Origin of the sequence: Sheuella amnicola, from assembly GCF_010499255.1 — a bacterium.
Taxonomy (GTDB): Bacteria; Pseudomonadota; Gammaproteobacteria; order Burkholderiales; family Burkholderiaceae_B; genus Zwartia; species Zwartia amnicola.
In genome coordinates this window covers 39,787-62,492 of record NZ_JAAGRN010000009.1, presented here as the reverse complement: position 1 = coordinate 62,492, position 22,706 = coordinate 39,787, and the positions used below count along the sequence as shown (strand labels likewise).

Here is a 22,706-nt window from a genome sequence, read left to right as displayed (position 1 = left end):
TCTACCTTGTGTATACCACGCCTGCCGCAAGAAATCGCTTAAAACTGTCAGACTTTCGAACGTGAAACAGGAAGATTCAATGTGAAAACCCAGCAAATAAGCAGCATCATGGCAGATCCGCCAAGCGAATAGAGCAATCCGCCCCATTGGTAAAGTAAGCCTGAGAGTAGCGTGCCCATGAATCGTCCGGCAGCATTGGCTGCGTAATAAAAACCAACATCTTCGGCGGCCTTTTCAGAACCGGCATAAGCAAGAATCAAGTACGAATGCACAGATGAGTTCACGGCGAAAGCAAAGCCGAATAGCCCAAGTCCTATAACAACCACCCATTCCGGATGACTGACTTTAAGCAGAACGAGTATCGCCAATATGGCGGGAATGATTGCGAGCATAAAAGACCATTTTCGGGCCTCGGGAACTTCATTGCTCAAACCATCTTGACTCCGTCTGACTAGCATGGGGGCGATAGCCTGAACTAAACCGTAGCCTATAGTCCAAGATGCAAGAAATCCACCAACCATCGTGAAAGTCCAGCCCGATGCATATAGAAAAACAGGTACCCCTACAACAAACCAAACATCGCGTGCGCCAAATAAAAATACTCGCGCTGCAGCAAGAAGATTGATTGCTTTGTTTTTAGCAAACAATTCTTTAGCGGATTTCGACGCTTTGCTTTTTCCCATCATGGGAGGAAGTGAAATCGCGACACCTATCAGAATGCATAATAGCAAGCCCGCCATTACCCAAAGTGATCCTTGAAATCCTAATTGATCAAGTAGCAATCCTCCCAAAAAAAAGCCAACGCCTTTCATTGCGTTTTTGCTACCGGTAAACCAAGCAACCCATTTGAATAATTGCCCTGATGCTTCTCCGGCCGTGACTTTTATCGCAGACTTACTTGCAGTTTTGGTCAAGTCTTTAGCGATACCGCATACGCCTTGAGACATCACTACCCAAGCAACAGACATTGTCGCGGTCCAATCGGGCGATAGGGTGCTTAGCAAGCCAAAGCCAATGATTTGTGTCGACAAACCGATCATCAACATACGCGCTATACCGAATCGGGTAGCCAGCCAACCACCAATAAGATTGGCCAGAATTCCGGCTGCTTCATATAACAGAAATAAAAAAGCCAGAGTGAATGGTGAAAAGCCGAGACGGTAAAAATGCAACAGTACCAACATGCGCAAAGCGCCATCGGTTAATGTAAAGCCCCAGTAGGCTGAAGTTACGATGGCGTAATTACGAGCCCCATTTTGGGGTGAGTATTTACGATCTGACGCGATTTGAGTCATGTAAATCAGATTCCTTGTCTGCGCATATGGCAGGCAAGATCAACCATACGGCAAGCGTATCCCATCTCATTGTCGTACCAGGAATATATTTTCAATAAAGTACCGTCTGTCACCATGGTCGATGGCGCATCGATGATTGAGCTGCGAGTGTCCCTGGCATAATCAGCGCTGACGAGCGGACGAGTTTCATAGCCGAGAATACCTGCAAGCGCCCCTTTTGCGGCAACTTCAAAAAGGTTGTTCACCTCTTCGACGCTTGTTTCTCTTTTCATCTCGAATACGCAGTCCGTCAAAGATGCATTCAAGACTGGTGCGCGCACAGCATGGCCATTCAGCTTGCCTTTTAGTTCGGGATAGATCAGTGAGATTGCTGTTGCGCTACCGGTTGTAGTCGGTGACAAGCTTTGCATGGCGCTCCGAGCGCGTCGCAAGTCTTTGTGGGGCGCATCGACAACCAAGTTGGTATTTGTCGGGTCATGTATGGTCGTGATTTGACCGTGACGAATTCCGATCGCTTCATGAACAACCTTCACTACGGGAGCAAGACAGTTTGTCGTACAGGACGCTGCAGTGACAATTTTATTTTTTGATGGATCGTATAGATGCTCGTTGACACCGACAACAATATTAAGAACATCTCCGACTTTCACGGGCGCTGCAACGATGACCCGTTTGGCGCCACGATCGAGATGGCCTTGGATCGTCTCTGGAGTTAAAAATTTACCTGTGCATTCCAGTACAAGATCAATCTCTAGATCCTTCCAGGGAATGTCCGCTGGCGTCGAATGGGAAGTAAATCTTAGATTTTTGCTGCCAATATTGATGCTCGAATCACCTTCTGCTTCGATGTTTTCGCGCCAGCGTCCCTGGACAGAGTCAAATGCCAATAAGTGCGCAGTAGCAGCTGCTCCACCCTTGATTTCATTCAGATGAACGATTTCAAGCCTATTATCGGCACGCGGATCATCAGGTTGTCGTTCAGCTGCCCCAAATGCAGCTCGAAGCGCGAGACGGCCAATTCGTCCCATTCCGTTTATGCCAACTTTCATGCTGATTTGCTTTTGAATGCTATAGACTGAGCGATTAGTTGAATTTCATTACACAATTTTCATATGCACGTATTTGAATGATAGGGTCAAAAGATGTCAAATCCATGACAATACATTAACAGTTTTAAAACAATACAGTACTTAATAATTTTAAATGGCAGGTTAAAGGAGCGAGCAAATGAATTTTATAAAAAATCAAAGCCTTATATTCAAATTTATTTGTGCTGCATTTACATGTTTATTCTTTAGCAATGCGAGTGCACAAGCATCGGAGGCAAACTGGCCATCAAAACCCATCAAGTATGTTGTGCCCTTCGGAACTGGTGGTGTTTCGGATAATGTCGCGAGATTGATTGCACAGCATCTGTCAATCATGCTTAAGCAATCTGTCATCGTTGAAAATAAACCCGGTGTTTCAGGCATAGTAGGTACGCAGCTTGTTGCCAAATCTTCTGCCGATGGTTACACAATCATGGGTGGCACTATCACTACCCATGCAGTTAATCCCTTTTTTGCAAAGAATTTAGGTTATGACCCCGTCGTAGATTTCGTGCCTCTAGCGATGGTTGGCACAGTGAGCAATGTTTTGGTCGTACCAGTAAACAGCAAATTTAATAATGTTCAAGAAATCATAAAAGAGTTGAAGCGTAATCCCGATAGTTTGACCTATGGTTCATCGGGTGCTGGCACTTCGCAACATCTTTCCGGTCAGTTATTTCAGAGTTTGACCGGTACAAAAATGCGCCAAATTATGTATAAGGGAGGCTCACAAGCCATGGTAGATCTGGCTGGTGGGCAACTGGATATGGTTTTTGAAACATATGCAGCCGCTCAACCGATGATTGAAGCAAAAAAAGTTAAAGTTTTGGGTGTGACATCAGCTAAAAGGTTGGCAGAGTTACCCAATGTTCCAACTATTTCAGAGGCCGGTGTGCCGGGCTTTGAGATGCAATCTTGGCAAGGTGTTTTTGCACCGGGCGGAACACCATCTCAAGTTGTCGAGAAATTATCGAGGAATTTGTCAGAGATCATAAAATCCCCCGAAGTTGGGATAAAGCTTCGCGCGATGGGGGTCGAGCCAGATGGACGTGAATCCGCACTATTTGCAGCTTTTCAAAAGGCGGAAATTGCAAAATGGGCGAAAGTTGTCTCTGACGCCGGCATAAAAGCGGACTAATGAATGCTAGGCCCTGATCAATATGAATGAAGATGGGCCATGTTTAGTCTTCACGATGCAATGCTTGCGTACTGCACCGAAAACCTCCTCCTAGCGATCGAGAAATCGTAAAGTCAATGTAGTGAACATCAATGTCACGTTTATTAATTTCCGCTCCAATACGTTCAAATATCGGATCCGTAATGTAAACGTTGGGGGATAGGGGAATACCATTTGTTCCAAGAGCGGAAGCTTCTTCCATCGAAACCTCTATTTTTTCCCACTCGCGAAAATATTCCGGAATTCCATCTATAAATGCTTCAGGACAAACAAGCATTAATCCTTGCCTCAATAATCCCATTGCACAATCAAGGTGTAAGAAATTAGGCTTGAGTGCAACCCTGTGGACTTTATATCCTTGCGGAGCAAGAAGTTTGGCTAGATAATTCATCCCTTTCAAGGATGATGCTCTGCCGGAAATTCCGACAAAAACATTTTTATCAAGCACCAATACATCCCCTCCTTCAAGAAAGGGACCTGCTTTGTCGAAATCTGCATCAATCGGTAGGATGTCCGGACGAGGCACTGCAAAATAACCGCATTCAGCAGGCATAACCAATTTTTCGATTAACGGACGACAGGGAAGGATTTCTTCACAACGATGTGGAAACCTGAAGCTTGCTTCGATAACGTTGTTGCCGATTACCATCAATGGGTCGCGAACAAAGTTATTCGAATAACCAGCCTTTCCGCGATTCAACTTTTGCAAAGCAGTCAATTTTTCGGGCCGATACACGGTGACACCAAGTTGCCTGAAAAGATCGACAAGCTTTGACCGTTCCTCTTCCCAGCGTTTTTGTACATCAGGTTTGGAATCCCGCATATCTGTACCGAGAATTGAACGCATAAATTCTTGTTCGGATAACGGCAAGATAGATAGCTCTTTCGCGAGTTGTTCACCTGTCATGAAGTCAGCGTCTGGCAGCCTAAATTCGCATTCAGCAACTATCACTGCGTGTAATGAGGCAAATTCGCTTTGTACAAAAATTCTTTGCATTCTGTTGTTGGCTTCTGATCGTTTATCTGAAACGTTCAATTCAATTGTCTTAAAAATTTTGATTTGATTTGAAAATAAATCCGAATCGAATTGAATTGATTGTTGTCAACCTCATCGAAGTCTACTTTATCAACTTGATATATTCAACATTTAGTAAACAATGTTTACATTTGATTTGTTTCAAGTGTATATTTTTTTTGTAATGTGATGTTCTATTAGCAAATAAGCATCGTACCGGTGGACCGTGGATCTTTAAATTTTTGAACGGAGCAAAAACATGTGAGAAAGTCTTGAAACGTTTGATGGCGGGTAATGAGCGCTATGTCAAAGGTGAATTGATTCTTTATTAACACCGATATTCTTGCTAGTTTGGAATATGGAGTTGCTGTTTTAAATGCACCATTGATCATGGTTTTAGGTCATACAAGTTGTGGCGCGATCAATGCGGCGAGTGTGATTAAGTTAAAAGAGTCAAACCCAATCATTAGTGAGCGAGTGTCTCAAGGTAAATTAAAAATTGTTGGTGGATTGTATGATCTACAAACTGGTCGAGTATCTCTGATTGCGTAATGCCAGTTCCTTAGAGTAGAGGACTTTTGAGTGCCGATTAAACGGTTGCATCAAAGATCCTCTTCAATCAGCGCTTTGATCTTACCGATAGCGATCGCATTCACGAGTTTTTGATAGTCTGCATTATTTTGATCTGCATACGCTACAGAAAAATCGCCAATCGCTTTGTCGAAAGCTACCGATTTACCCATATAACCACTCAGTAACGCAGCATCTCCCGATCTAGCATGCGCACGTGCCAATGTCCAGCCGCACACCTCTGCATAATTATGCAATCGTTGAGGCGTGATTCCGTTAAGTGGCATTGAAAACTTCATGTCTCTTAATTGCCTTGCGTAATATTCAAAGCCCAGACGACTACGTGTCCATCCTAGAAATATGTCACTTGAGGCCTGCATGAGTAGCTGCCCGTTCACAATACGCTGTCCGTTATTTCTATAGACAGTCTTTTGGGCGTATGGTTCAAGTACTGAAGGCCTGGCTTCCTTAAATTGCATCAGAAGGGGGTGATTTTCAGCCGAGAAAAACAATCCAACAAAACAACGTGTACCAACAGAACCGATTCCAACTACCTTGATGGCAATATCTTCAATACGGTAGCGATCCCAGAGTTTGCGTCGCTAATCCGACAACGTCATTCGATATTCTTCAATTGCATGGAGTGTGTTTTCAGATTGGGCAGTATCTTCTACATGAAACAGAACAGGATGTTGATCAACTAGCCTATGTCGGCCATCGACCTTGGTTGCAATCTTGGGTAAGAGATATTCTCCGATACGTTCTCGTGCTTTTCTGGCAATCTGTATCCGATTTTTTCGTGAATCTTCATCCGGGGCATTTTTGATGAGGGTTTTTGCATCAAGTTTGTCGTACCAGACTTCAAGCGGGCTCATTTTGGCGTAGGCGGCCATTTTTTCGCGATATGCACGCACACACGCCATGGCGGCACGTTTCCCTTCTGAATGACTGTGTTCGACGTCTCGGGCAGCTACTATAAAGCTAACTGCCAAACGCTTTACGTCCCACTCCCAAGGTGCTGGTAGTGTTTCGTCAAAATCGTTGATGTCAAAGATCAGATTGCGTTCAGGGGTAGCGAATAAGCCAAAATTCATCAAATGGCAGTCACCGCATGCCTGCACGTATTCTCCGGTGCTTGGCGTCGAGGCAAGATCATAAGCCATCAGGCTTGCCGCACCTCGCAGAAATGTGAAGGGAGTTCGGATCATACGTCCATATCGAATAGGGATTAAATCATTCATCCGCCCCTTGTTTGAATGTTCGAGAATCTTGATTGGATCCTTGCGTTTGAGCTTTGGATTCCATTCAGCATGAGACTCTCGCGGAGTTGACTTTCGCATGCTTTTGCCACGCTTGATACGCTCTTCCAATGAAAGAAATACAGACTGATTGGAGTCGAATTCAGACAGTGATTCATTACGTTTGACTATCTTGTTACCCATTTTTTATTGATGTTTAATGTTGGTATGCGTAAGCATGAATTTTACAGTTATTGACTTGCAATACGAACCACGAACGTGCTCCATGACATTGAAGACGACATTCAAAGGAAACAAGCTAAGCCTGCCTAGCAAGCTTTGTAAAGCCTGTGGGCGTCAGATGACGTGGCGAAAGGCTTGGGCCAAAAATTGGGAACATGTCTTGTATTGTTCTAACGCTTGTCGCAAATCTAAATCAGCTTTATCAAAATGAGTTACGAATTAGTATGGTTCAAGCGAGATTTGCGCTGGCAGGATCATGCTGCCTTGAAACAAGCTGCGCTTTGCGGACGTATTCGTTGTATTTATGTAGTTGAGCCCGAGTTGTGGTTGCAGCCCGATTCTGCATTGCAGCATTTTGAATTCATGCGGGAATCCTTGCAAGAATTAGATGCCGAGCTCCAATTGCATGGAGGTTGTGTCGAGGTACACACGGGTGAGGTGCCCGATGTGTTGACTCGGATTTGGCAGGAAGCTCCTTTTCACCAACTGCACTCGCATCAAGAAACCGGAAACGGTTTCACATATGCTCGCGACTTGCAAGTAGGGGAATGGTGTCGTAACCATGGTGTTAAATGGCACGAGTACCCTCAGTTTGGTGTGGTTCGTGCCCTGAAAAGCCGTAGTCTATGGCAAGCTGCCTGGGAGAATTTCATGGCCGAGCCTGTTCATCATGTTGGTGGACTGAAGTTTTGGCAGCCATCTACAAAAGTAGCGAAACGAACCTCATGGTTTGCGCCATCTCAAATCCAGGCTCCTGATTGTCTTGAACATAACCCTCCATTGCGTCAGCGTGGTGGTCGTCAATTGGCACTCTCTACATTGCAAAGCTTTTTACATGCACGCAGTTTGGGCTATCGCGGAGGAATTTCTTCTCCTCTGTCTGCACCGGACGCATGCTCACGGCTTTCAGCATACCTGGCATGGGGCTGCATTAGCATGCGGGAGGTTGTGCAACAAACTCGTACACAGATTTCTCAGCTACCTCCGTACGCCAGTCGTCACCGTTTGGGTTTAACCGCTTTTATCAGTCGTTTATATTGGCATTGCCACTTCATTCAAAAATTGGAAACTGAACCCGGCATTGAATGGCGCAACATGAATCGTGGATATGATGGCCTACGCGAAAATGATTTCAATGAAGTACACTTTCAAGCGCTTCGAGAGGGACGTACCGGCTGGCCAATGGTAGATGCTTGTGTGGCGATGTTAAGGGAAACGGGTTGGCTAAATTTTCGAATGCGTGCCATGTTGGTCTCTGTTGCCGCCTATCCATTGTGGTTACATTGGCGCCCTGTCGGGGAGTGGCTGGCTACGCAATTTCTAGATTATGAACCTGGTATTCATTGGAGCCAATTGCAAATGCAATCTGGCACGACCGGAATCAATGCTACGCGTGTATACAATCCAATCAAACAAGCGCAGGATCATGACCCTTATGGCCAATTTGTCAGACGATGGATACCTAATTTGCGCAAGATTCCCGATACCTGGCTTTTTGAGCCTTGGTTAATGCCAAATAGTGTTCAGACACATATTGGTATCCGTGTTGGTAGTGACATTGCGCGACCTTTAGTGGATTTATCTCAGGCCACACGTGATGCTAAACAGCGACTACACAGAAGGCGTCAAACTGATGAGGTCAAATCCGCAAAAAGTGCCATCATCGAAAAACATGCATCACGTAAACATCGAGGCGATCGAACGCCATCTCGTCCTACTTCAGGCATCTACTCATCTAAGCAAAATCAGTTGGATTTTGATTTTTAAATGCATCTGACATGACTTCATTTCCTGCTTGTCATGACAATAGGTCGAATCGGCTTAGTCCTGGCGTAATTTTTTGGTTTCGTAATGACTTGCGATTGCATGACCAAGTGGCACTTGCGCATGCAATAGACATCGCCCATCGTTTAGGTGGCTGGCTGTTACCGGTTTATATTCATGACAACCGATTAGATGCAATGACTCCATGGGGATTTAAGCGCATCGGAGCTAAACAAACCGCATGGGTTCGCATGGCTTTGGATGATTTATTCAATCAATTAACCCGATTAGGCAGCACACTAATACAAGTTAGTGGAAACTCTGCGCATGTCCTTGCGAATCTTGTTCATGTGCTTGGTGGTCCGTTGATAGTCTGCGAAGAGATCGCCGCTCCGGAAGAACAGGATCAGGTTGAAGAAATCAGGCGTAATGGAGTATCCGTCGAGACTGTTTGGCAATCCACACTGATTGCTCCTGAATCGCTTCCTTTTAAACCTGAGGATTTGCCGGATACTTTTACTAAATTTCGTCAACTCCTTGAACAATATGCAGTTCGCGCTACACCACCATTAGAAGATGTGAAAGTGCTGCCGCCACTTCCGGGACATTCTGACTTGGCATTATGTAGAGGTGCACTTCATGATCTTGCTGCTTCAATAGATTCAAATCACCCAGAGATTGACCCTCGTTCATCTTTTCCATGGAATCAATTCAGATTTCATGGAGGGGAAAAAGCCGCGCTTGCACACCTCGACCAATATTGTGGTCGAGGCCTGCCTCATTCATATAAATCAACCCGAAACGAACTGATAGGTATCGACTACTCCAGCAAATGGTCTCCATGGTTAGCCACGGGCGCGCTCTCTGCGAGGCGGGCATGGGCAGCTATAGCTAAGTTTGAAGAAATGCATGGCGCAAATGAGAGCACGTATTGGCTTTTTTTCGAGTTGCTTTGGCGAGATCATTTTCGATGGTTGCATCTAAAGTACGGCAAATTACTGTATGCGGCACGAGGTTTAAAAAATATTTCGCTACCAAAGCACGATCATGCAGCCTTTAAGAAATGGTGTGATGGTGAAACGGGTAATTCATTTATTGATGCGGGTATGAACGAACTTGCTTTGACGGGCTATCTTTCTAATAGGATGCGTCAGAATGTTGCAAGCTTTTTAATTCATGATTTGAGATGCGACTGGAGAGCTGGTGCTGCATGGTTTGAAGCTAATCTGATCGATTACGATGTTTATAGTAATCAAGGCAATTGGTTGTATCTTAGCGGGCGAGGGACAGACCCTAGGCCTACTCGCAGATTTAATCCTCAATTGCAAGCAAAAAACTATGATCCAGAAGGTATTTACAGAAAAATGTGGTTGGAAACTTGAGTTGCCGGTGTTCTGTAAATTGATGCAAATCTGAATGATGAAAATGAAATGATTTTCACAGAAAATCATTTCAACTAGGACGTTTAATTAGGGAATTTCGAATGAAAAAGATTCTTATTCTTTTGCTGAGCACAATTGCGTTCAATAGTGCCGCCAATCCAGAGCGACCCTCCGCGAACGTTGATAGTGGGTCGTTGCAAGGGGCGATTGAATACAACATGCACGTTTTTAAGGGCATTCCTTATGCAGCGCCACCAGTTGGTGATTTGCGCTGGCGTCCTCCACAGCCAGCAGTCCCATGGAATGGGGTGCGTGATGCCAGTCAATTTGGTGATTCTTGTCCGCAGCCTTATGTAAAAACCTTGAGCTCCGGCCTTGATTTACCGGGAAATGAAGATTGCTTAAAGTTAAACGTCTTTGCCCCCTCAAAACCTGGCAAAAATTTGCCAGTGATGGTTTGGATACATGGAGGCGGTTTGCTGGTTGATGGTGCCAAGGATGCTCAATTTACACCAATTAGTTTGGTAAAGAATGGCGTTATTGTGGTGACCTTTGATTACCGTTTAGGTGCATTGGGATTTTTTGCTACCAATGAATTGATCGAAGAAGCAAAAGCTAAAGGGGAGCCTGTTGGCAACTATGGCACGATGGATCAGATCGCAGTGCTCAAGTGGGTGAAGCGCAATATTGCTGCTTTCGGGGGTAATCCTGACAACGTGACAATTTTTGGTGAATCAGCCGGTGGGCGAAGCGTCACTTGGTTGATGGTGTCTGATGCTGCCAGGGGTTTGTTTCACAAGGCAATTGCTCAAAGTGCCCAACAAAGTCCATTGCGTGGCATGACAGAGATGCGTCTAGGCATGGCTGCAGAAACAGAAGTTTCAGAAAAGTTTATGAATGGACTTGAAGTGAAATCTCTAAAAGAGCTTAGAAGTTTGCCAACTAAAAAATTAATTCTTACTGCGGCTAATTTTGAAGATGGTGAATTTGGTGGTCCTTTTATTGATGGCCAGATTCTGAAAGGAGATCCTGTTCCTTTATTTGCTGCAGGCCAACAGGCGAAAGTGCCTTTTATGATTGGCACCAACTCCTGGGACTCCAGTTTTTTGGTTCCATCTCAACCCTCTATGGCAGGGCTTGCCAAAACGTTCCGCGAGGATCCAGCAATTCTTGATCGGCTCTACGGAAATGTTGAAGATAAGTGCATAGCGTCATCTGATGCCTTAGGCGATATGCTTTATCGAGGCAGCACTAAATTGTTGGCGGATAGTATGAATGGTATTGCACCAGGGTATGCATACTATTTTGATTATCTAACCAAGAATATTCGACCTGCTTACCCTGGTGTTCCGCACACTTTTGAAATTAACTATGTATTTGGTAGTTATGCGCTGATGCCACAAGCACCTAAGACTATCGAGTCTGGCGCAAATCGTTGCGCTCGTATTGAGAAGTCAAAGGAAGATATCAAGAAAAGGGGCATATGGCCAAAATATTGGTATCCAATTACCGATAAAAATAATCCGCAAGATATCGCGATGTCTGAAATAATGTCCGCTAGTTGGGTTGCTTTTGCCAAGACTGGCAATCCGAATGTAGAGGGACAGGCTCATTGGCCAATCTACAATCTTAAGGATGATGTAATGAGAAAGTTCTCTGATGATAATCAGACAATCACGAACTTGCTCAAAGAGCGCGTTGACTATCAGATCCTACGCTTGCGTGAGATGTATGGCGTAAAGTTGCCCAAAAATACTCACTAATTTTAATTTTTCTGCTGGATACCTCACCGAAACGACTTGTCTCTTTAGAACTTTATCTTCAGAGTTCATCTGATCACAATGAATGCAAGAAAGGATATACTTTTAGGTATATAGAATAAATACGACCATGCAAAATGACATGAGTCGATATAAGTCATCATAATGACTGGAGACAAAATGCAGCACAAGGTAGATAGAGGATCTACAGAGTCGGCGCATCTGACTGTATGCGAGGCGACTTATGTGTGATTGCTCAAAAGCGCGTGGTCATGGCTGGCGTGGATGGATGCCGCTTCCGGATTCTCAATATTTACAAGCAAGTGGCCCTTGGCTGGATCTGACCTATCGTCTCGGACCGAAGGTTCCACGCGCAACCGTGTTTCCGCAGCCAAGTTTTCGTCGTTTGAAAAGCTTGCCCGAGGATCCGTTAAATATCACGGAAATGCAGATGGTTGTGCATATTGGCACACATGTGGACGCGCCTCGCCACTTTTATAGTGACGGACCCGCCTTTCACGAGATCTCTCTCGAGCGCTTGTCTGGTCCCGGTGTTGTACTGCGTGTGATGAAAAAGCCGGGCGAGTTGATCGAGCCCGATGATTTGCGTCGCTGTGCGGTTCAAATTCAGCCAGGAGACATCGTGGCGTTGAACACTGGATGGTCTCAATATGCCGGAACGCCTGCTTATGACGATCATCCATATCTCAGTTCGGAGGCAGCGCAGTGGTTGCTCGAGCAAAAAATAAAACTTCTGGCGTGTGATTTGCCCACGCCGGATATGCCAGTTGGGCGGCGTCCGGCCAACTATAACTGGCCTGCACACCATATCTTGCTAGGGAACGGAATACTGGTTGCCGAGAATATCACTGGCTTGGATGCGTTGGCGGGAGAACGTGTCGAGTTTATGTTTTCAGCCCTCAATATTGAAGATTCGGATGGAGCGCCCGCACGCGTGTTAGCCAGACGACTTGCACGGACGGATGCAACAACATGACAGATACATTCATACAGGCTCTGGTGAGCGGCTTGCTGATTGGCGGAGTGTTCGCGATTATCAGTGTTGGACTGGCTCTTGCTTTTGGCGTGATGGACATTGTTAATTTTGCTCAGGCTGATTTTCTAATGGTAGGCATGTATATCTCATATGTGCTCTTTTCCGTGTTGGGGCTGGATCCAGTGCTTGGGACGCCTCTGGTTATGGCGATCATGTTTGCCTTCGGGGCGATTACCCAACGATTTTTGATCAAGCCGATTCTGAAGGCGCCGATGGTTAACCAGATTTTTCTTACGATCGGTATCTCGCTTGTATTGGTTGGTGTCAGCCAAGTACTGTTTGGGGCAGACTTTCGCTCTGTGAAAACCGCCTATCAAACTGACTCGATCGTGTTTGGACCGATCCGGATGTCTTTGCCTTATTTGTATGCCTTCGCCATGTCCGCTGTGCTCGCTGGAGGTTTATGGCTGTTTCTTGAGAAGACAGACTTGGGGCGAATGATGCGTGCCACGGCGCAAAACAGTACAGCTGCACAACTGGTAGGCATTAATCCGCAACGTATCCATTTAATCGCTTTTGCTGTTGGAACAGCGCTCACTGGAGCCGCCGGAGCAGCGATTTTGCCATATGCATATGTTTATCCAACGATTGGTCATAACTACGGATTAATCATGTTCACAGTCGTGACCTTGGGAGGATTGGGTTCGGTAGGTGGGGCAGTAGCTGGAGGCCTGATAATCGGTGTTGTCTATTCACTCGGTTCAGCCTTGCTGCCGACAGTCTTGCAGAATGGCCTGGTCTACGTAATTTTTATCGGTACATTGATGTTCAGGCCTTATGGTCTTTTCAAGAGATAAGTGATGACAGCTACCGCGCTAAATTCAAATGTAAAACGAGCACTGATTGTTCTCGTGTTTGTCGGGCTGTGCATTCCGCCTTTTCTGCTCGATACCAATGCCTATTCTTTGCGCATCGCAACTTTGATTCTGATGTTTGCAGGAATGGCAACAGCATGGAACATCGTAGGAGGGGAGGCGAATCTGGTTTCCCTGGGCCATACCGCTTTTTTTGGAATAGGTGCCTATTGTTCCACACTGCTCCTGATTCATCTTCAATTGTCTCCCTGGCTGGGCATGATTGCCGCCTTGGTGTTGGCAGGGTTAGCTAGTTTAATCATCGGGTGGCCGAGTTTTCGTTTGCGAGGCCACTACTTTGCGCTTGGCACACTGGCATTTGCGGAAATCATCCGGATCATCGTTTTGTATTACGCCAAAGCAACCGGTGGTGCGCTCGGTATTTCGGTTCCGGCGATGCAGGACGGTTGGTGGTTTATGCAGTTTGTTGGTAACTACGAGTTCTATCTGATTGCGCTTGGGATGTTCGCAGTTGTAATTTTTATTGGTCATACCGTCCACTATGCGCCACTGGGTTATCGACTGCGCGCGTTGCGTTCGAGCCATGAAGCAGCAGAAGTCGTGGGCGTCAATACGCTCAAGACAAAGTTGATCGCCAACTTTATTAGTTGCAGCTTGATGGGAGCGTATGGTGTGCTGTATGCGCAGATGCACTTTTTTATCGACCCCGAGACGGTATTCAGTTTCTGGAACGTCTCGATTAAAGTTGCCATGATGTCGATTCTGGGCGGTCTGACCTATGTCTGGGGGCCGTTTGTTGGCGCAGTTGTGTTGACCTTTTTGGATGAGTGGACCAATGCCGTTTTCTCGGACCAATTTGCAGGTGTTGGCCGTGTGTTGTATGGGGTGTTGTTGATTATTCTGGTTCTGGTTCGACCACGAGGTCTTCTGCACTGGGGCGAGCAGATTTTCAATCGAGTTTTCGCGAGGTTGACAAAGTGAGCGAGCTTTTGCGAGTAGAAGGGCTGACAAAAGTGTTTGGTGGCTTAGTCGCCGTCAAGGATGTGAACTTTTCAGTTAAAAAAGGCGAAATCCTAGGTCTGATTGGTCCGAATGGCGCAGGTAAAACGACAACTTTCAATATGTTGGTCGGTTTAGCCAAGCCTACTACGGGTCGCATTGTTTTTGATGGGCAGGAGGTGCAGGGTTTAGCACCGCATTCGATTGCTAAGCTTGGCATGACAAAGACTTTTCAGACTATTGCGCTGTTTGAAGACTTAAGTCTGGTCGAAAACGTGATGGTTGGAGCGTTGCTCAGAACAAATTCTGTGCGGGAAGCAAGAGTGGCTGCGCGCAACGCCCTAATTCTGGCAGGAATGAATCCCGACTCGACAGCATCGGCCAGAGACCTGACCATGGTTGATCGCGCCCGCCTTGAAGTTGCCAGGGCTTTGGCCACGCAGCCGAAAATGCTTTTGCTTGATGAAGTAATGGTTGGCTTGACGCCGTCGGAAACCTTATTGGCAATGGATTTTATCCGGACGATGCGAGATCAAGGCATTACGCTCATCGTGGTTGAGCATAATATGAGAGCAATCATGGCGCTATGCGACAGGATTATTGCTTTTCAGCAAGGCGAATGCATTGCGGATGGCACACCGTCCGATGTTGCCAACCATCCGTCTGTCATCGAAAGTTATTTAGGTCGAGGCGCAAGTGCTGCTACAAATTGATTCCATTGCGGTAGATTACGATCGGATTCCGGCTCTGACGAATGTGTCTATCCACGTCAATCCAGGCGAGTTTGTCGGCGTGATTGGTGCTAATCGCGCAGGCAAGACGACTCTACTGCGCGCGATTTCCGGTCTGGTGCCGGTTCATGCCGGCCATATTATGTTCGCTGGTGAGCGGATTGATGGATTGGCATCTCATCGTCGACCTGAACTAGGGATTGCGCATGTGCCCGAGGGGCGTCAGGTTTTTCCGCGTTTGACCGTTGAAGAAAATCTTATACTTGGGGCAATCACGCCTGCCAGCAAGCCGGCGCGCAATCAACGCATCGAAACCGTCTATGCCTTGTTCCCAAAATTGGCCGAGCGTCGTAAGCAAGCGGCAGGAACGCTATCGGGCGGAGAGCAGCAAATGCTGGCGATTGGCCGTGCCTTGATGCTGGATCCGAGGCTGCTTTTGCTTGACGAGCCTTCGATGGGTTTGGCCCCTATCATTGTTGATGAGGTGTATTCAAAGATTTGTGAAATTCAGAAGCTAGGTTTGTCGATTCTTCTGGTTGAACAAAACGTACCTATGGCGCTGGGCGTGATTTCGCGAGCCTATGTTCTTGAACATGGCGAAGTGTCCATCAGCGGTAGCGCAGAGGCCCTGAAGACGGATCCCGGAGTCAGGACAGCTTTTCTCGGACTTTAAAAAGTCATGCAGCACATTCTTAAAACAATTATGGAGACAACTATGAAAGGCAAATCTTTATTCATGGGCTCGTTGCTCTCAATGAGCCTGGCTTTTTCTGCAGGAGTTGTTCAGGCTGCAGATCCTGTCACGGTCGGTGTGGCTATCCCCTTGTCAGGTCCGATGGCACTATCCGGGCAAAACATCAAACGTAGTATCGATATTGCGGTTGATAACATTAATCAGAAGGGCGGCATCAAGTCCCTGGGCGGCGCACCATTGAAAATGATTTATGCCGATACAACCTCGGATCCTTCAACAGGAGCGAACGTTGTCTCACGCATGATCAGCAACAATCGTCCAGTCGCGATTCAAGGCGCATACGGCAGCTCGATCACCTTTGCCGCAACCGGTGTGTCCGAGCGACAAAAGATTCCCTTTCTGACGATGTCCTTTTCGGATGACATCATCAATCGTGGCTACAAGTTTGTTTATCAGGTGGTGGCCACTGCCAGTTCGATGGGTAAGAATCAAGTTGAACACACCCTTGAGTTGGGTAAAAAGGCAGGGGCTCCTCCAATCCAGTCTATCGCCGTAATTTTTGAAGATACAGCCTTTGGCAAGTCGCAAGCCGATAGCGTCAAGAAAACGGCAGAGGCGGCAGGCTTGAAGGTTGTGCTGTTCGAATCGTACGCGCCAGGTTTGGCGGATGCAGTGCCGTTGGTCAATAAAATAGTGGCAGCCAAGGCACAGGCTTTGTTTATTAACGCGACGATTTCGGACTCGGTTCTGATCATTCGTGGTTTGCGACAGCAAGGCGACAAGACTCCTATCGTCGCGGGTGGTGCCGGATTTCTTGAGCCGGATTTTTATAAAGCGATTGGCGCCGAATCAGAAGGCATTTTTGTCGAAACTCCCGCCCTTGCAATCGGTCCTTTGAATGAACAGTATCGTGCCAAATACGGTACCTTCATGTCGCATGCAGGTTTTGAACATGCCGTCATTACAGAGTTGATTGCAGAGGCGCTGGAAAAAACCAAGTCACGCTCACCAACAGATTTAGCTAATGCATTGCATGAAATGACTTTTAAGAGCGGTAATGCTCAATACATGCCGGGCGGTGGCGTCAAGTTTGATGCTCGTGGCGCCAATACGATGACCTATTCGATCATGGCGCAGTGGCAGAATGGCGAGCTTGTACCAATCTGGCCACAAGGTCCGCAGACTAAGCCTTTCCTGTGGGAAGGCAAAAAAATTCAATAAATATGGATTGAATTGAAATCAAGCCGGGGCAATGTTTTAACTTGCCCCGGTTTTTTTATGTCGCTGGTGGTATTGTGTGCGAAGCCTCATTTACATCAGCTTGTTTTAAAAAATTGGAAGAAATATGGCTGAAATTCAATATGGTTTTGTCGGTATCGGCAATATGGGTACGCCAATGGCTACACGTTTGCTCAATGCGGGTAAGCGTGTTTGCGTCTTTGACCCCAATCAACAGGCGGTGTCCGCTTTGGTTGCACGGGGCGCCATAAAGGCGGAATCCGCTGCTGAAGTGGCTAATCAGGCTGAAACAATCTTTATGAGTTTACCCACGCCGGAGATCGTATTGAGTGTTGTGACAGGGCCTCAAGGTGTTATCGAGGGGACACGGGTCAAGCATGTCGTTGACTTTTCTACGATCGGTCCACAAGCGGCAGTCAAAGCAGCGCAAGCTTTAAATGCTAGAAGTATTGACTATGTCGACGCACCAGTGAGTGGAGGCGTTCCAGGGGCTCGAGCGGGAACGCTTGCCGTGATGGTGTCCTGTCCCTCAGGTGTGTTTGCAGCATTGCAACCCATACTCTTAACCTTTGGCAAAGTATTTCATTTGGGTGAGGGGGCAGGGCAGGCGCAGACGATGAAACTTGCAAACAACTTGCTGGCTGCTGCCGCCATCGCGGTCTCTTCGGAAGCGATGGTTATGGGCGTGAAAGCAGGCTTGGATCCCAAAGTGATGCTGGAAGTGATCAATGCGGGTTCGGGGCGTAACAGTGCTACCCAGGATAAGTTCACCCGTTCGATTTTGACGGGCGGTTTCGATTTTGGCTTTGGTACAGGACTTGCGTACAAAGATATTCGCTTGTGTATCAATGAAGCTGAAGCGCTAGGCGTTCCGATGGTAATCGGCGCTGCAGTACGTGAGATGCTCGCTATTACGAACGCGATGTATGGCGCCGAATCCGATTACACCTCGTTGTGCCGCGTCGTAGAGTCTTGGGCAGGAGTTGAGGTTCGCGGGTGAGTCCAGAAGACTGATGGAGCATACTTTTAAAGCCCTTGTTGGCTAAGGATGGTTTTCCCTTTAGTTGACCCTTCTTATATTTATCTTGCGCGATATCGACTGATTTTGCACAAAATTTCTATGTCAATGAATTCACTCGGATAGTTACATACGAACTAAGAAGCATGAAATAAAGCCATACGCACCCGTATGGCGTAAGAGCAGGGCCAGAAAGAATACACGGTATTTACTACCGTGCGCTTAATTTAAAATTTGAACGTTACACCAACTGCGGCACCATAGAAATTCAGATTGCTCGTCGTAGCGCCATTTTTAGTCTGGTAGTAAACGTCATTGAACACCAGCATCAAATCACCCCAGTCGTACGCTTTACCTATTCCAAGAATACCTTGCGTTGTCAATTGTGTACCGTCAACACCACCACCCACATCAATATAAAACGGCACGAAATAATCAGACTCACCAAGGCGGTATCGACCCTTGAGCCCGACGATAGGATTCGTCAATGTGGTATTAGATTTCAAAGTAGTGCCCAAAGGGGTACCCTGGGCATTGACATTTACTTTTGCATCATTGGATAAAATCCTCACGCCTAGCAATGCATCCACATAAGCTTGTTTGCTACTTAAAAGTGTATAGGTGGCTGTTAGGTTATAAATGCCCATCTGGGCTGTAGTGGTTGAACCAAGATCCACAACGCCTCGCATGCGGGAACTAGAATTCTGAATGCTTGAGTAAAGCAGGTTTGCTGCAAAACCCCAGTTGCCATTATGTACCTCGCCTTCAATCATGCCGCCGTATTGAAGTTTGGATAACAGCTCACCAGTAGAAATATTCTGATCGATGAGTGTTCGGTCTTTATAGGCAATATCTCCACCAACGTTGACCGCCCAAAGATATGGGGTCAAAGAGTAGCGAAATCCATCTGATACCTGTGGAATAGCAATTGGCGCCGATTTATCAGCGGCAAAAGCAGGGGCGTTTAATATGCCGATAAAGAGTAGATATGCGAGCTTAGTAAGTAAGTTCTTTTTCATGGTGGATAGATTTAAGTGGAGTTAATTATTTTCTGAGCAAAGCGATTTTGTTGGCTTGAAAGTTAATGCCCATTTTTTAAATTTTTGACTAAAAACAAATGCGTAGAGTTTTTTTCACGGCGATAAATTTTATGAAAATCAGGGTAAGTTGAATATATTCCTACATGATCATCGTCCTTCAGGTATGAACTGATTAGAAAAAATCCGGCAATTTAAGTTGTTACTTTTAAGCGTTCAGCATGTTCAGAGCGAATGATTTTCGTTTGTTTACGTAAAGCATCCAAAACCATTTGGACTTGAGGCGATGGGGTTTTATCTCTCCACATCATGCCAATAGAATTTGATAAATAAGAAAGCACGAGCGGTAATGTTCGAATGATTCCAAAGGATTCGTAATGCCGTGCGGCTGTGGTGGAACTGATGGCTAGACAATTGCTCTGGCGCATTAATGACATGTTTGCGGTAATCGATGTCGACTCTACCCATGGCGTTGGATATGCTAATTCATTTGCAGCAAAATTCATTTCAATCGCTTGCCGCAGCGGGGTATCTGACGGAGGAAGAATCCATGGAAAATTCAATGTGTCTTTCCATGTTGGTTTTCTTTTTTTAGTCAGAGGGTGATTGGGCCCACAAAAAACGCAATGTTGATCATCAAGTAATACTTCATGAAAGTATTTTGAGGTCAACATCAGAAAATCGATGCGTCCGATGATGATATCGAGTTCATTGTTTTCAAAACGAGTGACCAAGTTAACGTTGAGGTCTTCAATCACCGAAAATTGCAAATTTGGGTGTTCGGCCATCAGGCTTAGCAAGGTCGCGGGCAATATCTTTGTTGCTCCAACAAGAAGCGTTCCGATACGCACGATCCCGGAAGATCCTTTTTGCATCGCAGAGATTTCTTCATGCATTCGGCTTGATTCGCCTAGCATGACATGCGCGTGTTTGATCAGGATGTCTGCGTAAGGAGTAGGTTTGAGCCGACGGCCTCGTGTGTAAAGCGTGACGCCAATGGCACTTTCAATATCGCTCAACCATTGCGATACCGCCGGTTGACTCATATTCATTGACTCGGCAGCCGCAGTCAGACTGGAATGTTTCGAGATGTTCAACAACATAGCTAAATGTCGCAATCTAAGTCGATTGGTCCAAGATGCAAAGCTAGGCAGATCATTAGAGGACGTTTTTTTAACCATAACCTAATACTTATACATATATCCTAATTAATAAGTTTTATTTTATTCTAGTTTTATCTAAGCTATATACATTCCTGTAGGAGTGAATAATGATCTGGCGAAAGTGTTTGGCTTTGGTTCTTTGCCTGTATTTTTGTTTGAGTGGGCATTATTCGGCATTTGCACAAACAGATTTTCCGAGCAAGCCAGTCAAAATTGTTGTCCCATTCCCTCCGGGAGGCGGGGCCGATATCATTGCGAGAATGATTAGTGCCAGATTAAATGAAAAATGGAAGCAGCCAGTTATTGTTGAAAATCGAGCTGGCGCAAGTGGCAATATTGGTGCCGAGTTTGTGTCCAAGCAGCCGGCAGATGGTTATACCTGGCTTCTGACATCCGCTCCATTTGCGATTGCACCAGCGGTTTTTTCTCAACTAAATTTTGATCCTATTAAAAGCTTTACTCCTATTACGCAGATTGCGACAGTTCCATTGATTCTGGTGACCCGTCCTGACTCTCCCATTAAAAACATGGAGGATTTGATTGCACTTGCTCGCAAGGATGGAGAAAAAGTCACGTTCGGCAGTTTTGGCAACGGATCCCCGGCGCATTTAGTCGGTGAAAGCATTAATCAGATTGCCAAGCTAAAGATGACGCATGTTCCTTACAAGGGCAGCAGCGCTGCATTGCCTGATGTTATTTCGGGACAATTGTCTTTTGCCATACTGGATGCCATTTCAATTACACCTTTGATTAAGAGTGGTCAGTTGCGAGCAATTGCTATTATGGGGCGGCAACGCTCTCCTTCATTGCCTGATGTGCCCACTCTTGCGCAATCAGGAATTCCATTTGAGACCGTTGGCTGGCATGCAGTATTTGCCCCTGCTGGAATGTCGAAAGCCCTAGCGGATCAATTGAATCAGGACATCAATACTGTGATCGCATCTCCGGAAATTCAGGAGAAGATCATCGCTGGCGGCTCCATACCTCCATCGCCGCCATGGACAGTGGATGGTTGGAGCAAACAATTTGCTCAGGATGTCAAAATATGGGGCGATATTGCCCGGCAATCTGGTGCAAAAAACGACTGAAAATGCCTAACTTCAAAGAAAAAATATACGAAGTTGAAATCATCCATGATGTGAAGTACGGCACTGGTGGTATCAACCATACAACCGTACCTAAGTCCCGTGCGTTATGCATGGATGTTTATCTGCCTCGATCAGTTCCAACAAAAAGCGTGATGGCTCCACAATCAGGGCGTCCCGCATTGATCATGGCGTTTGGTGGTGCATTTCATCGCGGATCAAAAGAAGCGGATGAATTTGATATTGAAGGACATCGAAATACGCCCGTTTCGGAATACTGTCATGAATTCGCAAAGCGTGGCTATGTCACATTCTCAATAGATTATCGGTTAGTGCAAGAAGATCCCGATCCGGGTAGCAATAACATTATTTTGGATAAAAATACGATTTCTCGATCACGGATGGATCATGTACGCAATATTTTAGGATTGGAGCCGGCCACGTCATACATGCTTTGGGCGGGCGTCGAAGCTGCGGTTGATGATATGCGCAAGGCATTTGAATATGTCTACGATCATGCATCAGAATACGGAATTGATGTCACTAGAATTGCTGTCGGCGGGTTTTCTGCGGGCGCACGCATGGCTGCCAGTGCTGCTTATGGCAAAAAGGTACCAGCTGCGGCCATTGTTGCGCTTTCGGGAATGATCGGAACAATAGATGGAAAAAGATTGATTCGGTCAGATGATAAAAATCCACCGATCATGATGGTGATGGGTGAAATTGATCTGGATCATATCAAAACACTCTGTCAAGAGTCGCATGCATACTTGAGTGAACTCGGGGTAATCAATCAATTATGGAGGGCTCCGGGCGCAACACATTTCTATCCATCAACGAGTTCGATCCATCGCATAGAAAACCCAAATATTGTTAATTCTCTTGAGCCAGCCATGTCGGATTTTCTTTACCGGTCCATGCGGTTAGATGAGTTAAATCGTAGTAAAGCCCAGAAAAATATGAGCGTTTCTATTGAACAGTTGAAGGGCTTTGCTCGCGCATGGAATGATCATGATATCGATGCATTGATGAGTTACATGCATCCTGATTGTGCCTTTGAAACCTGGACCGGCACGTTAGTGTGCGGAACTAGGTTTGTTGGATTAGAAGAGGTGCGAAAAGGTTTTCAAAATGCGTGGAAAGTCTTTCCTGATGCAAAGTGGAGTCATGATAGGCATTTTGTGAGTGGTGATCGTGGTTTATCCGAGTGGGTGTTTACAGGTACATCTATAGATGGAAAAAAGATGGAAGTTAATGGGTGTGATGTGTTCACCTTCAGAGATGGCAAGATTCTATTGAAAAACTCATTTCGTAAAAATCGAGTTTAAAAAGCGAA

General features: G+C 46.0%; 20 protein-coding genes and 1 pseudogene. 15 read left to right on the top strand and 6 right to left on the bottom strand.

Translation table 11 applies throughout. The annotated features are described in order from the left end of the window. Positions 1-47: 47 nt before the first annotated feature. Both arsJ and G3I67_RS12660 read right to left on the bottom strand, forming a co-directional pair. Positions 48-1,295 carry an organoarsenical effux MFS transporter ArsJ gene (arsJ, locus tag G3I67_RS12665; protein ID WP_163655896.1) on the bottom strand — a complete coding sequence of 416 codons (1,248 nt, stop codon included), beginning with the start codon at positions 1,293-1,295 and terminating at the stop codon, positions 48-50. 5 nt (positions 1,296-1,300) lie between these two features. Then, entirely contained in the window at positions 1,301-2,344 is a 1,044-nt protein-coding gene (locus G3I67_RS12660) for an ArsJ-associated glyceraldehyde-3-phosphate dehydrogenase (RefSeq protein ID WP_163655895.1), read from the bottom strand. 178 nt (positions 2,345-2,522) lie between these two features. On the opposite strand from G3I67_RS12660, the gene G3I67_RS12655 reads away from it, so the two are divergent. Next, positions 2,523-3,521: a Bug family tripartite tricarboxylate transporter substrate binding protein gene (locus tag G3I67_RS12655; protein ID WP_163655894.1), complete on the top strand. Its 999-nt coding sequence runs from the start codon at positions 2,523-2,525 to the stop codon at positions 3,519-3,521. Positions 3,522-3,564: 43 nt separating this feature from the next. Here G3I67_RS12655 and G3I67_RS12650 read toward each other — a convergent pair whose 3' ends face one another. Further along, positions 3,565-4,467, bottom strand: coding sequence for a dimethylarginine dimethylaminohydrolase family protein (locus G3I67_RS12650; protein ID WP_203583655.1), 903 nt, complete (start codon positions 4,465-4,467; stop codon positions 3,565-3,567). A gap of 435 nt (positions 4,468-4,902) precedes the next feature. On the opposite strand from G3I67_RS12650, the gene G3I67_RS12645 reads away from it, so the two are divergent. Continuing rightward, a complete protein-coding gene (locus G3I67_RS12645; RefSeq protein WP_311197121.1) occupies positions 4,903-5,127 on the top strand; it encodes a carbonic anhydrase in 225 nt (74 codons plus the stop codon). A 50-nt stretch (positions 5,128-5,177) separates the two neighbouring features. Here the strand turns inward: G3I67_RS12645 and G3I67_RS12640 are convergent. Then, a pseudogene (locus G3I67_RS12640) lies at positions 5,178-6,386 on the bottom strand (DUF2252 domain-containing protein). Positions 6,387-6,669: 283 nt separating this feature from the next. Here G3I67_RS12640 and G3I67_RS12635 point away from each other — a divergent pair. The 11 genes from G3I67_RS12635 (at position 6,670) to G3I67_RS12585 (ending at position 18,067) form a co-directional block, all read left to right on the top strand. Then, positions 6,670-6,837, top strand: coding sequence for a DUF2256 domain-containing protein (locus G3I67_RS12635; protein ID WP_163655892.1), 168 nt, complete (start codon positions 6,670-6,672; stop codon positions 6,835-6,837). Then, positions 6,834-8,393 carry a cryptochrome/deoxyribodipyrimidine photo-lyase family protein gene (locus tag G3I67_RS12630; protein WP_163655891.1) on the top strand — a complete coding sequence of 520 codons (1,560 nt, stop codon included), beginning with the start codon at positions 6,834-6,836 and terminating at the stop codon, positions 8,391-8,393. Before G3I67_RS12635 ends, G3I67_RS12630 begins: the two co-directional genes overlap by 4 nt. A gap of 11 nt (positions 8,394-8,404) precedes the next feature. Further along, positions 8,405-9,772: a DASH family cryptochrome gene (locus G3I67_RS12625; protein ID WP_163655890.1), complete on the top strand. Its 1,368-nt coding sequence runs from the start codon at positions 8,405-8,407 to the stop codon at positions 9,770-9,772. A 101-nt stretch (positions 9,773-9,873) separates the two neighbouring features. Then, entirely contained in the window at positions 9,874-11,535 is a 1,662-nt protein-coding gene (locus G3I67_RS12620; protein ID WP_163655889.1) for a carboxylesterase/lipase family protein, read from the top strand. A gap of 241 nt (positions 11,536-11,776) precedes the next feature. Continuing rightward, positions 11,777-12,529, top strand: a complete 753-nt coding sequence (locus tag G3I67_RS12615; protein WP_163655888.1) for a cyclase family protein — start codon at positions 11,777-11,779, stop codon at positions 12,527-12,529. Continuing rightward, complete coding sequence (locus G3I67_RS12610; RefSeq protein ID WP_163655887.1) at positions 12,526-13,386, top strand: branched-chain amino acid ABC transporter permease; 861 nt, start codon at positions 12,526-12,528, stop codon at positions 13,384-13,386. Before G3I67_RS12615 ends, G3I67_RS12610 begins: the two co-directional genes overlap by 4 nt. 3 nt (positions 13,387-13,389) lie before the next feature. Continuing rightward, positions 13,390-14,385, top strand: coding sequence for a branched-chain amino acid ABC transporter permease (locus G3I67_RS12605; RefSeq protein ID WP_163655886.1), 996 nt, complete (start codon positions 13,390-13,392; stop codon positions 14,383-14,385). After that, on the top strand, positions 14,382-15,116 hold the full coding sequence (locus G3I67_RS12600; RefSeq protein ID WP_163655885.1) for an ABC transporter ATP-binding protein: 735 nt from the start codon (positions 14,382-14,384) through the stop codon (positions 15,114-15,116). Before G3I67_RS12605 ends, G3I67_RS12600 begins: the two co-directional genes overlap by 4 nt. Next, positions 15,103-15,807: an ABC transporter ATP-binding protein gene (locus tag G3I67_RS12595; protein ID WP_163655973.1), complete on the top strand. Its 705-nt coding sequence runs from the start codon at positions 15,103-15,105 to the stop codon at positions 15,805-15,807. The genes G3I67_RS12600 and G3I67_RS12595 overlap by 14 nt, the downstream gene beginning before the upstream one ends. Positions 15,808-15,849: 42 nt before the next feature. Further along, complete coding sequence (locus G3I67_RS12590) at positions 15,850-17,049, top strand: ABC transporter substrate-binding protein (RefSeq protein ID WP_163655884.1); 1,200 nt, start codon at positions 15,850-15,852, stop codon at positions 17,047-17,049. Between the two features lie 124 nt (positions 17,050-17,173). After that, entirely contained in the window at positions 17,174-18,067 is an 894-nt protein-coding gene (locus G3I67_RS12585) for an NAD(P)-dependent oxidoreductase (RefSeq protein ID WP_163655883.1), read from the top strand. A 245-nt stretch (positions 18,068-18,312) separates the two neighbouring features. On the opposite strand, the gene G3I67_RS12580 is transcribed toward G3I67_RS12585, so the two are convergent. Next, positions 18,313-19,104, bottom strand: a complete 792-nt coding sequence (locus G3I67_RS12580) for a hypothetical protein (protein WP_163655882.1) — start codon at positions 19,102-19,104, stop codon at positions 18,313-18,315. Positions 19,105-19,316: 212 nt separating this feature from the next. Continuing rightward, positions 19,317-20,303: a LysR family transcriptional regulator gene (locus G3I67_RS12575; RefSeq protein ID WP_260074523.1), complete on the bottom strand. Its 987-nt coding sequence runs from the start codon at positions 20,301-20,303 to the stop codon at positions 19,317-19,319. A gap of 89 nt (positions 20,304-20,392) precedes the next feature. Between G3I67_RS12575 and G3I67_RS12570 the strand changes: the two genes are divergently transcribed. Both G3I67_RS12570 and G3I67_RS15150 read left to right on the top strand, forming a co-directional pair. After that, positions 20,393-21,373, top strand: coding sequence for a Bug family tripartite tricarboxylate transporter substrate binding protein (locus G3I67_RS12570; protein ID WP_163655880.1), 981 nt, complete (start codon positions 20,393-20,395; stop codon positions 21,371-21,373). A 2-nt stretch (positions 21,374-21,375) separates the two neighbouring features. After that, complete coding sequence (locus G3I67_RS15150; protein WP_163655879.1) at positions 21,376-22,698, top strand: nuclear transport factor 2 family protein; 1,323 nt, start codon at positions 21,376-21,378, stop codon at positions 22,696-22,698. Positions 22,699-22,706: the final 8 nt, after the last annotated feature.